Annotated in this window: 10 protein-coding genes; 8 read left to right on the plus strand and 2 right to left on the minus strand. The window is 68.5% G+C overall.

The annotated features are described in order from the left end of the window. On the minus strand, nucleotides 1-640 hold a 640-nt coding region (locus J7I98_RS34415; protein WP_214928982.1), incomplete at its 3' end, for a hypothetical protein. 658 nt (nucleotides 641-1,298) lie between these two features. Here J7I98_RS34415 and J7I98_RS34420 point away from each other — a divergent pair. The 5 genes from J7I98_RS34420 (at nucleotide 1,299) to J7I98_RS34440 (ending at nucleotide 6,320) form a co-directional block, all read left to right on the plus strand. After that, entirely contained in the window at nucleotides 1,299-1,730 is a 432-nt protein-coding gene (locus J7I98_RS34420) for an SRPBCC family protein (RefSeq protein WP_214928983.1), read from the plus strand. A 423-nt stretch (nucleotides 1,731-2,153) separates the two neighbouring features. Continuing rightward, entirely contained in the window at nucleotides 2,154-2,450 is a 297-nt protein-coding gene (locus J7I98_RS34425) for a hypothetical protein (RefSeq protein WP_214928984.1), read from the plus strand. A 478-nt stretch (nucleotides 2,451-2,928) separates the two neighbouring features. Further along, a complete protein-coding gene (locus tag J7I98_RS34430; RefSeq protein WP_214928985.1) occupies nucleotides 2,929-3,852 on the plus strand; it encodes a PQQ-binding-like beta-propeller repeat protein in 924 nt (307 codons plus the stop codon). A gap of 54 nt (nucleotides 3,853-3,906) precedes the next feature. Then, on the plus strand, nucleotides 3,907-4,176 hold the full coding sequence (locus J7I98_RS34435; RefSeq protein ID WP_214928986.1) for a hypothetical protein: 270 nt from the start codon (nucleotides 3,907-3,909) through the stop codon (nucleotides 4,174-4,176). A 617-nt stretch (nucleotides 4,177-4,793) separates the two neighbouring features. Then, nucleotides 4,794-6,320, plus strand: a complete 1,527-nt coding sequence (locus J7I98_RS34440; protein ID WP_251021617.1) for a hypothetical protein — start codon at nucleotides 4,794-4,796, stop codon at nucleotides 6,318-6,320. 1,222 nt (nucleotides 6,321-7,542) lie between these two features. On the opposite strand, the gene J7I98_RS34445 is transcribed toward J7I98_RS34440, so the two are convergent. Beyond that, the gene (locus J7I98_RS34445; RefSeq protein ID WP_214928987.1) at nucleotides 7,543-8,979 is read right to left on the minus strand and encodes an NAD(P)/FAD-dependent oxidoreductase; all 1,437 of its coding nucleotides are present in this window, start codon (nucleotides 8,977-8,979) and stop codon (nucleotides 7,543-7,545) included. A 128-nt stretch (nucleotides 8,980-9,107) separates the two neighbouring features. Between J7I98_RS34445 and J7I98_RS34450 the strand changes: the two genes are divergently transcribed. From J7I98_RS34450 to J7I98_RS34460, 3 genes are all read left to right on the plus strand, one after another. Then, the gene (locus tag J7I98_RS34450; RefSeq protein ID WP_308378037.1) at nucleotides 9,108-10,214 is read left to right on the plus strand and encodes a glutamate--cysteine ligase; all 1,107 of its coding nucleotides are present in this window, start codon (nucleotides 9,108-9,110) and stop codon (nucleotides 10,212-10,214) included. 622 nt (nucleotides 10,215-10,836) lie between these two features. Next, entirely contained in the window at nucleotides 10,837-11,553 is a 717-nt protein-coding gene (locus J7I98_RS34455) for a GNAT family N-acetyltransferase (RefSeq protein ID WP_214928989.1), read from the plus strand. A gap of 484 nt (nucleotides 11,554-12,037) precedes the next feature. Then, on the plus strand, nucleotides 12,038-12,196 hold the full coding sequence (locus J7I98_RS34460; protein WP_214928990.1) for a hypothetical protein: 159 nt from the start codon (nucleotides 12,038-12,040) through the stop codon (nucleotides 12,194-12,196). Nucleotides 12,197-12,550 lie beyond the last annotated feature (354 nt).

Consider the following 12,550-nt stretch of genomic DNA (forward strand, 5'->3'; position numbering starts at 1 on the left):
GCGCGGCATGAGCCTGTCGCAGCACGTCGGCGGGGATCGGCCTGGACGGCTCCTGCGCCCAGTCGGCCACCTGCTGCCGCCAGTGCCTCAGTGTCCGTCGGGCCTCGGCGAGGGCGGAGCTGGTGACCGTGACCGGCGTGCGGAAGCCGTGGCCGAGCAACAGCATCCTCACAGCCAGCGGATCGGTCCCCTCCGGGGCGAGGAGATCGCCGCGGTCGGGGGCGCCCTCGTCCGGGGGTGCTGGGCTGACCTGGCCCACGTCGATCCAGACCCCGCCGACGGCGTCCCGTCCGGGGGTGCCGTGAGCGAGCAGGTGCACATCGGCAGCGGCGCAAAGCATCTCGGCCACATCGTGAACACCGACGGTGGCGGGCGGGTGGATGCCGAGAAGGGCCATGGCGCGATCGAGCGCCTGGGCTTGCTCATGCGGCAGGTCCGGCACGGTGAGGACCGTGAGGGACTGCAGGCCATGCAGCTCCGCGGTGCGCGCCAGTACGTCACCGGTCAAGGGCGCCCGCAGGTGCACCGCGCCGATCCCGGCGTCGATGACCGGCAGATGGACGCAGATGCGCAGCAGGTGGCGGCTGGCGGAAGGAATCTCCACGAAGCGGCCGGTGCGGGTGTCGGCGATACGCAGCATGATGCGGAGGCTAGTCCTGGAAACCTCCGGTACTGCGGAGGACCTGACCAGGATGCCGACGTGGTGGAATACCGCGCGTCGGGCGGTCGCGAGGCCGCCATTTCAGTCCAGCTCTATGCCTGCAAGCCAGCAGGCGCGTGCCCCATCCATGCCCTTAGTGGCGGTGAACAGCGGTCAATACGGGCGCGGCATGACCCTCGCGGCGAGCCGCCTGGCAGCGAATATTCGCAGGTCAGGAGGCATGCCGATGCCTCAGGCGTTTCGGTGATTCCCAAGCTCAGAGCGCGAGTTCGATTCTCGTCACCCGCTCCAGACCGATTTCGACCACCAGGCCCGGCGCGGACTCCCAGCCAGCCACTTGTCGGCCTGGCCGGCAACGACGGGCCGGCGTCCGCGATCCTGCCTCGGAGGCGGAACTGTCAGGACGGACCTACGGTGGTTTGAGGGAGCACCATCGAGCCGAACCAGGCGTCCAGAGGAGGCCGCGATGGGGGAACAATTCTCCTGGCGGACCTCAGAGGCGGAGACGCGGCGGCATGAGGCCATGGCCCCTTACGTCGTCGAGGAGCGGGAAGCCCTCTACCGCGGCCCCAAACACTGTCCCAGTGCGGTAGCCGGTAGCTCCCCATAAGCCGTGAACCGAGCTGTGAGGTGGCCGATGAGCACTCTCGAAGAGCAGATCGACATCGGTGTTCCGATCGAAGTGGCCTGGGACTGCCTGCACCGCGTGGAGACGTATCCGCGGTTCCTGCAAGGAGTACGCGAGGCTCGCCCGCAGGGCGGGAACCAGGCGCGCCTGGATGTCGACGCGGGCGGTACGGCTCAGGAGTTCCAAGCCGAGATCACCGACCGTGCCAAGGAAAACAGGATGGAGTGGCAAACCACGGACGGTCCCGACCTGGCGGGCAGCTTCTCACTGCTGCCCATCGACCGGGAGCACACCCGACTCCAGGCCCGGGTCGAGTACGACCCGGCAACCCTCAAGGAAGCGTTCGGCGGGCCGAAGGGGTTCGCCCAGGCGACCGCGATCGAACGACTCGTACGGGATGACCTCGAGCACTTCAAGGAGTTGGTGGAACGGGAACGGTGAGGGCCCCGACGCGTCGTTGAGCCGCGTCATTGAGCCTCGGGCTCAGTCGGTCCGCTGTCACCCAGCGTGTGCCGCTGCATCGCCCGGGAGATGTCCTTCGCGGCTCGCTGGCGTTCGTCCTCGACTACAAGCGGATCGCCCACGCCTGGGCGCGCGGCATCCCGGGCGTCACCTACTGCGCTGACATCGCCGACATCCACGACGCCCTGGTCCAGCTCGGCTGGGATGGCCGGCGCCGCGTACGCGTCGCGGACGAACTCGGCATCGACGCCGACCCGGACGCCATCGGCTCGCGGCTGCTGATCCTCCTCGAAGAAGTCAACGCCACCATGCGGCAGCTGGCGCGCTACTGGGACAAGACCCGAAGACGTCCCCGGCGATCGACGCGCTCATGGAGATCCTGTTCATGGGCCGCCGGTCCGCATGCACGTGCTCCTGGTCGCGCAGTCCGCGACCGCCCGCGCCCTGGGAGGTCCGGAGGTCCGCGAGCAGTTCGCCACCCGCATCCTGGCCCGCTACAGCGTGAACGCCTGGCGCATGCTCGCCCCCGAGATCCACCCAGCTCCGAAGTCCACGAAGCACACCGGCCGCGCCCAGGTCGTCATCGGCGGCACCGCGCGGGAGACGCAGGTGCTGTTCTTCACCGACGCCGAAGCTCGCGAGTGGGCCACCACCGGCCCGGCCACCGCCGCCCGCAAGCACGCGCCCGTCCCGGCGTAGCCAGGCCCGGTGCAGCTGCAGAAACCGAGCGTCCCCGACGCAATGCCCGCCGACTTCCTCGCCGACGGCTGGAACATAACGCGCCCAGCCCCGGCCGCCGACCCGGCCAGCACCACGGCGCCGACGTCGCCGGCGAACCCGGCCGTGGACGACGACAAGGCGGTCGGGCTGCGCGAGGCGTTCGAGCAGTACGTACCGGGGATCGCCAGCCTCGCCGCGCTGCGCACCGCCCGCGCCACCGATCCCACCTTCCCGGCCTCGGTCGACAAGCGCGGCGCCGAACTCCTCTACCGCGTCGGCGACCTCAAGCGCTGGGCACGCAACACGGGCCGAGCAGGAGCAATCCGTGGCGGCCCTGGTGGCCGACTGCCCGGATGCGATGGGTCGTTCGCTTCGAACACGACTGGGATCTGGCCCGAGCGTCCGATTTTGAGGAGAGGCTTCGCCCGGCTCCCTCTTCTGCCACCCTGTGGTGTCCATGAACGCGATGCATTCCACGAACCAGCGCAACGCCGTCGGGCGTCGACTACGTACTGCCTTCGTCGTCGGCGTCCTGTGTGCCGTGGCTGCGTGCGGTGGCGGACACCCGTCCGAGGGCAGCCGGGCAATCAAGCCGAAGGCCCCGGCCGAGTCCTTCCCGGAGACCCCCACCGCCAGGTTCCAGGGTGCCTGGCCCTCCCCGGTCAGCGAGAACGATCTGGCCGACGTGGTGACGCTGGGGGCCAGCCTTGCCTATACCTATGACCAGGACGACGTCGGTGTCACCGCCTTCCGGCTGGACTCCGGTGAAATCGCCTGGCACACGGCCGTCCCGGACGGCGGGACCGTCACACAGGCGCCGCGCCTCTCGGGCGAAAAGGTGATCGGCGCCTTCGCCACCACGGAAGAGGGCAGCGGGACTTACGCCGACCGGCGCGGCATCACCGTCGTCGCCTTGGACGCGGGCACCGGCGCCACCCTGTGGACGCGCGAGATCTCCGTCGACAAGGACGCGGACCCCACGGCCGTCCCCCATGTCGTCGGCGCCGATGCCCGGCACGTCCTGGTCGCCTCGGACGCGCCGGGCTACTCCGAGGCGCCGCCCCTGTCCGCCCTGCTCGACGCGCGGACCGGCCGGGTCGTCTGGACGGACACCGACTTCGAGGGCGTGGACCTGGAGCGGTCGGTGGCCGTCGGCGTCCGCGACGACGGCGACTTCGTGGGCAGGTCCACCGCTGACGGCGCCCAGCTGTGGAAGCGGGACCTCCGGCTCGGCGAGGCCCGGACCTCGGACCCCGGCCCCGGACTGACCTGGGCCGACGGCGCCGAGGCGGGCGGCACCCTGCTGATCGACCCCGCGACCGGCGCGACCCGCCTCGACTCGGGTGACACGTCGCTGGGGGAGTGCCACTACGACGGCTAGAACACGACGATCTGCGCTGGGGCCGACGGTTCCGGCAACGCGGCTGATTGGGCCGTGGACGTGCACACCGCGCACGTCCTGTGGCGCCTGCCCGATGAATCGGCGAACCGGATCGCGCCCGAGATCACCTCGGCGTGGCATGGGGTGGTCTACGCCCAAGCCGATCAGGCCATGACGCTCGACGCCCGTACAGGCAGAGACCTCCGCACGGGCATCGGTCTTGTCTCCCCCACCATGGTCAACGATGGCTACGGCTTGGTCTACGATGTCGCAGCCCGGGTGGTCGACGTCTACCAGGCCGCCGATGTATCCGCCTCCGGCTGAGCGCATACCGGGCAGTGGTTCCTCAGCCCCAGTCCTTCCGTCCGGCAGCCGCAGGCGAAGGGGGTCGGCCCAGCGGCGCCCGCACCACCTTGGGGTCCTGAGGCGAGCAGGAGTTGCCCACCGCCGGACGGAACACCCGCCGAAGCGCACTCACAGTTGGTTGAGAATCACCCGATAGAGAATTTGCATGGTGGTATCGCCATGGTCGTTTGCTCTGCTGTGCTTGTCGCATGTCTGATCAGGCCCTAGGCAGGGCGTCCGTGTTGCCGTTCAGCCCGACGCGGGTGGCATTCCCCGAGCAAGTTCCGTATGCCTTTGGCGTCCTGGATCCACTCGTAGATCGTGTTCACACCGGACGTAACCGAGCAGCGGGAGCCCCAGGAGGAGCCGGGTTTGGCCTAACCGGGCTTGGCACTTCGGCGGCCAGGGTCGCTGGACGAGGGGGACCGGTATCTGGGGAACCCACCGAATTGGACGTGCTTTGGACGCGTAAACGTGTGGCCGGGTCGCGATTGGCAGCTCACGTCGCTTCGGTGCGCTGCCGGTCGGCCCGGACCACAGCACCAGCAGAGCAACGGGGCGGGTGGGTCTATGACCCGGAGGCAACGCTCACGAACATGTCGCAGGACCCGACCGCGTGGGGGGAGCGATTCGAACCATGGATGCGCGATTGTGCCGAGATGGTCGAGCACGGGCAGGCCCTGCTCGCTGAGATTCGCAGGATCCGCCGCAGCGGTGTCGGGATGGGTGGACAGGAACGGGTCGGTCTGGTGCCGGTCATGGTCGGTGTGGATCCGGTGGGGGCGCTGATCGCTCGGGCTCGGCTCGGGGAGAACCTGGGCCGCTCCACGAAGTCGAAGCTGTCACGATGCGGTGCTGCGGAGTGGAGCGACGTCATGGCGGAGTTCGGGCTTCAAGGGGTGGCGGCGTACCCGAATTTCGCTCTGGGGTCCTGGTGGATGGGCCTGCTACCGGGCGACTACGGTGACTGGCGCCAGGATTACATCGCTATTCTCGACTACTCCTTCTACGTCGAATACAACGTCGACACTGCCTATGGAGATCAGAACGATCGCTTGACGCGCGAGATCCTGGCGCTTTGGGATATTCCAGCTCTTCCCGCCGACCTGCAGGCGCGTCGGGCGCATGTAGCGGCCGACCTCGCCTACTTCGACACCAAGCGCCGAGACGAGGCCGATACCAGCAATCTGCCCACGACGGGCCTCACGGCCTGGGTCTACCGTGACCGGGACCACTGGCGCGACCTCAAAGCCGTCGACAGCGGGATTTTCGCGCATTACCTCTCGTTTGTAGCTGGCCCCGCCGGGCGCGACGACATGATGCTGACCGGCCTCACCAATGACTGGGTCGACATCGGGCCCGACCTGCGCCATCAAGAATGCGGCCAGTCAGTCCTGGCGCTGACCAGAGGATCGCTGGTCATGTCGGACCTGCTCGATTGCTACGAGCGAACCGTGTGGATGCTCAACGCACAATGGACGGATACGGGCAGCGTTCGCGCGGAGCGCTACGCCGCATGCATGGAGACCCTGGGGACCTGTCTGTGGCAGATGGGGAACCACCGTCAGGACCTGTGGCGCTACTACGCCCTGGGTTTCGACTTGTGCCCGGCGGCACAAGAGCGAGAACTGTACGCAGTGGGCCAACTTGCGGACTGCTACGCCCAGGATCTCACCCCCATCACGCCGATCAGCGAACTCCGCCTACGTGTCCCACGCCGGGATCTGCCCTTCACGGTCGACGTCGGCGGCATCCGGCACACCGGCACGGTCAATCTTCACACCGCGGTCCGCGACGCCGTAGAGACCGGTGTCCTCTCCATGGCCATTGTCGAGTACCAGTTCATCATTCCCTGGCTGCTCCGGGAACGCAGAATTTCTCCCGAGACCTTCCTCAACCACATGGATCGTGCCTATTGCCGCCACTTCGCGGAGGTCATGCGGTCCGGACACACGAACGACTTCGGACGCTCCTACGGCGAAGCGGTCGCGGCGTTGGTCATGGAACAGTGGTGGCACGGCATGTACTTCGCGATCGGCGCAGGGAGCCTGGTCGAAGCCCAGCCTGACCAGGTCGCGGGTGACCGGATGCATGGGGCGGGGAACTGGTCGCCCCCGGGATGAGTACCGCAGCTCACGCAAGCTCTGGAACGGGGGTCTACGACAGACCTGGCCCAAGCACGAAGCCCCCGGCGGGTGCCGGGGGCGGTGGGTGTCTCGCTCGGGTTGAAGGGGGGCGGTGACGTGGTGCAGGGAGCGGCGTCTTTGGTCGTTGTCCGGGGGAGCGGTACGTGGGTGTCCGCTGGTTGACGGTGGAGTCGTCTGCTGTGGGTTGTTGGGGTGGGTGAGGTGTGGGTGGCTGGCTGTCGCGCAGTATTTGCATGGCCTCACCCATAGGGGCGGCGAGGACGAAGAGCGGTGCCCATCGGGCGGGCGCGACGTCGCCGCCGGCGCCCGCCAGGCGGGATGGGCCGTGAAGTTCCGGTGAACTCTCCCGCCCCACGGGATCGCGCTTTTTACAGGTCAGAGCCGGTGTCCCCTGTGGGGATGTTGAGCGTCGCGAAGGTTCAGCCCGGGAACGCCTGGCGGTACTACCTGCGGGGTGTGGCCGTGGGCGACGGTGTCCGTTCGGCCCGCAAGCCGCTGACGGACGCCCAGAAAGGCCATGGAACTGGCCCTGGATCGCGCCCGTGAGGTGCGGGGCCTGGGTGCCGGCGCAGTCGACGTCGGTCGGGTCCCGGCCGCGCGGATGACCGGGTTGGCCCGGTATGGGCTGACCTCGAAGGCTCCGACGCTGAAGCGGCTGGAGGTCACGAGGCAGACCGCGACGCTGCTGGCGACCGTGCGGCACCTGGAGACCGCGACGGTGGGCGACGCACTCGATCTGCTGCACGCGCTGATGGCCACCAAGCTGCTGGCGAAGGCCGAGCGGATGGGCAACGACGCCAAGCTCAAGGCCCTGCCCCAGTTACGCAAGGCGGCGAAGAAGGTCGCCGCGGCAGTCGACGTACTGATGACGACGCCCCCGGCGACCGAGTCCGGCGAGATGGTCTCCGTGGTGGACGCGTGGTCGGCGATCGAGCAAGTCGTCCCGCGCGAGCAGCTGGCCGAGGCGCTCGCCACGATCGCCGCGGTGGTCCCGGACACCGACGGGGACGACGACGCGGAATGGCGGGCCGAACTGGTCGCCCGCTACGGCACCGTGCGTGGCTTCATCCGCCTCCTGGTCGAAGTCGATGACCTCACGGTGCTCGCCGAATACGACGCTGGTCTCCTGGACAGACATCACCGGCCACCACGCGAGTCACCGCGAGTGCCTGACTGCGTCCGGTCGGCTGAGCCGCTGTCAGTGGGTGGAGCGCAGTGTCGGGTGGGGAGTGAGGGCGAGGTAGAGGCCTGCGGCTGCTTGGTCGGGGGTGGTGGGGAGGGGAAGCATGTGGCTGGTTCCGTGGCCGCCGAGGCCGTGGGGGCGGTGGCCGTCCAGGGGGCTGCGTAGTTTTTCGTAGAGGAGGTCGAGGGTTTTTCCTTGGGCGTCGTGGAGGTCTTCGGCGCCGGTGACGATGTTGAGGAATGACTCGTGGAGGCGGAGTCCTCGTTGGTCGCGGTGGCTGAGGGCCTGGGCTTGTCGGAAGTAGGCGTCGCGGCCGTCGTGGATGCGGTAGAACGCGCCGACCAGGATCAGGAGGCGTTCGTAGGCGTTTTGGTAGGCGGTCTGGTAGAAGCGGCGGGCGGCGCTCTCGTCGACTTCGCCGCGTAGGACGGCGGCGATGGCTGCGGCGCTGAGCAGGCCGCTGTACATGGCCAGGTGTACGCCGGTGGAGAGCAGGGGGTCGAGGAAGCAGGCGGCGTCGCCTGCGAGGTAGTAGCCGGGTCCGCAGAACGCGTCGCTCGTGTAGGAGTAGTCGCTTTCGATTTTGAGGGCGGAGGTCTGCTGGGCGCCGTCGAGGACGCGGGCCAGGAGCGGGCATTGGGCGAGTGCCTCGTGGTACACCGCGTCGATCGAGCCATGCTTGTCCCTGGCCTGGTTGAAGGAGCGTTTGTCGGTGACCAGGCCGACGCTGAGGGTGCCGTCGTGGAGCGGAATGGCCCAGAACCAGCCGTGGTCGGGCAGGGAGAAGACCCCGATCGATCCTTCGGGGGCTTCCGGCAGGGGGGTGGCGCCGTGCCAGTATCCCCAGGCGGCGACGTTTCGGAACACGTCGTGCACGCGCCGGGTGCCTAGCTGATGGGCGCCCAGTACCCCGGCCCGGCCCGAGGCGTCGACCAGGTAGGTGAAGTCCATTTCACCCTCGCGGCCGTCCTTGGTGGACCACGAAGCGGTCCTCGCGCGGCCGCCGGGCGTGGCGATGTGACGTACTCGGGTTTCCTCCCGTACGTCCGCTCCTTGGTGGCGGGCGTGCTCGAGGAGGAGTTGGTCGAACTGTGAGCGGATGACCTGGAAGCTGTGGGTTGCCGGTCGGCCGGGGTCGTCGAAGCGCAGTGCCCACTCCTGGCCGCTCCAGCCGTAGAAGGCGCCGGTCTTGCGGATGAAGCCGTGTCGTTCGACGACGTCGCGGGCGTTCATGATGTCCAGGATCGGCAGGAGGGAGGGCAGGAGGGACTCCCCGATGTGGTAGCGAGGGAAGCGCTCGCGTTCCAGCAGCACCACGTCGAATCCCTGCTGCGCCAGCAGCGTGGCCGCTGTGGTCCCCGCGGGCCCGCCCCCGGCGATCAGTACCTGTGTCCGCTCGCGCACGTCCCGCTCCAGGTGAGTCGAGAGAATGACGCCTTTGCGTTTCTGCATGGGTGCTTACCGCACGTGACAGCATGGTCACCATGACGAGTAGAGGGCAGACGTCGGCCAGTACACAACAGCCGGTCGCGAGCCATGGCCGAAGCCGGCCCCTCTCAGGAAGAACCGCCCCGCTGACGGTGGGAGCGGAGGAGGAATACCTGCTGGTCGATCCGGTGTCACGTGAGTTGAGCGCCGAGGCCGAAAAGGTGGTGGCCGAAGCCTCGCGCGAACTCGGCGTCCGGGTCACCACGGAGATCACGCGCTACCAGGTCGAGGTACGCACCGACCCCCACACCAGCCTGGCCGGCTTCGCCGAACAGGTCCGCTCCACGCGGCAAGCAGTCGCACGGGCCGCCGCGCGTCAGGGCCTGCGCATCATCTCCAGTGCAACGCCCGTCCTTGGCCGGCCCGGCCCGCCGCCGCTGACCGACGGCCCCCGCTACGCCCAGAGCGCTGCGATGTTCCGGGCCCTGGACGACGAGCAGAGTGCCTGCGCCTGCCACATCCACGTCGGCGTTCCCGATCTGGCCACGGCGCTGCAGATCAGCAACCACCTGCGCCCGTGGATTCCCCTCCTCATCGCCATCACGGCCAACTCGCCGTACTGGGCCGGGCGGGACACCGGCTACGCCAGCTGGCGCACGACGATCTGGGGACGCTGGCCGGTGGCCGGCCCCCCGCCGTACTTCGAGTCCCCCTCCCACTTCGAGGACCTCGTCGCCGGCTTCCTCGCCACGGGCACCGTCATGGACCGCAGCGGCCTGTACTGGGACATCAGGCCCTCCCACCACGTGCCCACACTGGAATTCCGCGTCGCCGACGCCACTGCCACCGCCGACGACACCGTACTCCTCGCCGGCATCGTCAAAGCTATGGCCGCCACCGCTCTGGAGGCCATTCACGCCGGAGAACCGGCGTTCCGGCCCCAGCCGGAAATGCTGCGCGCCGCCTGCTGGCGCGCAGCACGCGACGGCCTCTCCGGCGAGGGCATCGACCTGTCCACCGGCCGCCTGTCCGCCGCCACGACCCAGGTGAACCAGCTCCTGTCGTGGCTGCAACCCGCGCTCCGGCAACACGGTGACTCCGAGCTCGTCCACACCCTCTGGTCGCGCCTGCGCGCCCATGGCAGCCGAGCCGAGGGCCAGCGCGCCGCCTACCAGCGCCGCGGCAGCCTCACCGACGTCATTGACCACCTGATCTCCACGACCACCTCAGCCGGCCACAACCACAGTCGGCCGACCTGAGGTGTCGCGGCTGCGCCAGCGGTGGTGCACCGGGTGTTTGTAAGCACTTGTTTGGGACCAGAGTTCCGAGTTCTTTTGGCTCCAGTCCGGCCGTGTAGGGGGCGCTTGAGAGCTGCTTCGCGCCCCCAGTTCCAACTTGTTTGGCCCCACCTCGATCGGGTGGTTCTGGTGGCGGAGAGGCGGGTGTGCGGCGGTAGCGTTGTGACATCGGATCGGCTGGCTGACGCGCCCCCGACAGGCATGGCGGCCGGGCGATCTTGACCCGTGTTCGATCCGGGACCGACGGTTCTCCGTGCCGTGGTGGACGACGAGGCGGGGTGGTTTCGGCCGGAACGGTTCACCGCAGAAACGATGCCCCTGCCCTATCGCAATCGCTCTGCCTGCGCACCACTCTCGAAGCCATGGGCCTGGTCTGCGGCGGTCGCGCGTGACGTGACCCGCCTGCGCACGACGTCCGGCTTGCTGTCGGCCCTGCGTGAGGCGTGCTGGCGGCGAGAGCGCCGAGGCTTACCCCGACAGCGGACTCCAAAAGCGGCGCGTCTTCTTCCTCTCGTGCCCGGGCCCGCTGCGCGGAGGCGGTCGGGACAGCGTGTCAGTGTGACGGAAGGGGTAACTCTCCGGGATGACGAAGAAGAAGCGTCCCCAGCCTGGCGTGCGGCTGACGAGGCAGAGACTGACGGAGGGCTTAGCCGGGCCGGATGGAACACGCATACGTCTTGCACGGCCGGAGGAGAGCCATCGTGTCGGCGAGCTGCTGAAGCTGGCGACCGATGAGATCGAGCAGGGCCATATCAACGGCCTGGCTGCGGGGCAGTGTGGGAAGTGGCTGCTGGATGGGCTTTCCGGTGTCGACAGGGCCATGACCGAACCCCTGGTGCGCGCGGCTGCTGGCGGGCGGTTACAGGAAGGCGCCCTGTCGCTGTCGTTGCCGCTGGTCGCCCAGGACCGGGGCGGCGAGCTGGTGGGCGCTCTGCTCGCCGTTCCGCCCGGCATGGTGGTGCAGACCGTCCGGCAGGCCGGCTACGAACAGCATGCTCTCCTGGCGATGCTGAAGTACGTCAAGATCAAAGCGCTCGCGGTAGCCGAAGACGCGCGGGGCCGCGGGCTGGGTGCGGCACTCCTGAAACGCTGTGCCCAGTTGTACTGGCAGCTCGACTTCATGCTGCTGTATGGGGAGTTCGAGATCGAACGGGCCCTCGATCCCTATTACGCGCGTCAGGGGTTCACCGTGCTGGATCCGGGAGCGACCACCGACGTTGGTGTCGTCTTGACCGGGCGGCCGATCGGCCTGGGGGCCGGGCCGGGCGAGCAGCTCTTCTTCCGCTGGAGGAAGAGCTGACCTTGCGGCCCGCCGGAGAACATCCCGACGACCTCCTCAACGACGAAGAGACGGCCGCCATACTCGGCGTTACGGCCAGCACCGTCCGCGCCTACGCGACCCAGGGCTACATCTCAGCAGGTAAGACCCTCTATAGCGTCCGCGTGTGGCCCCGCTGTGACATTGAGGAGCGCCGGAAAAACCCGCCCGGACAGGGAAAGGGAGGCGGCCGTCCACCAGGCACAGGAAAAGGCCCGCGCAAGGCACATGCCTACGAGGGCGATCCCCGCCTGCACACCGCGACCGCAGCCCTCAGCACTGCCGGCCACACCCCCCGCCATCACATCGCAGCATCCCTCGCCCAACAGCACGGCGGGTCAACACGCACCTGGGAACGCCTCCTCACCCAGGCCAGCCAGACCTCCCCACCCGGCTGATCCCGTCGATTAACACGACTTGTAACGTGCTTCCACAGGATGTGACGGCCGGGCATGGGGGAGCGGACGTGGACGACGAGGAGAAGATCGCGCGAGGAGTGGCCCGGGGCATCGCCAGGCACGAGGCCGCGCGGGCGGACGCGCAGGGCCGCCAGCTGCTCGGCTGCCTGCTGCTGCTCGCGGTCTTCGTCGGCGGCTTCATAGCGCTCGTCACGTACGGCGGCTGAGCGGGACACGCCACTTACTTGTCCCCTGGTGTCCGCCCGACATTACGGGCCTGGGACGGTCGTCGGGTGTCGCCGCTGCTGCCCGTTTGCGGTCCACCACGAGTGGCGGCTCATCACATGGCGACACCCCGCCCCAGCAGCACCCGGCGAAACTGGAGCAGGATCAGCGACCGCGCCACCGGGCGACCGACGAAATCCGCCTAAGTGCGGTTTTCTGACCCTGGGTTGGTTAGGGGGCCCGTGTTGAGTTCGCCCGATTCCCTGGAGAGACGCGTGCGGGGGACGTCGTCGTTGCACCGGTTGCTGAAGCGCCGGGCTGATTGCTGGGGTGGGTTAGGCACTGTTTCTCGGATC

Origin of the sequence: Streptomyces sp. ISL-98, from assembly GCF_018614055.1 — a bacterium.
Classification (GTDB): domain Bacteria; phylum Actinomycetota; class Actinomycetes; order Streptomycetales; family Streptomycetaceae; genus Streptomyces; species Streptomyces spiramyceticus.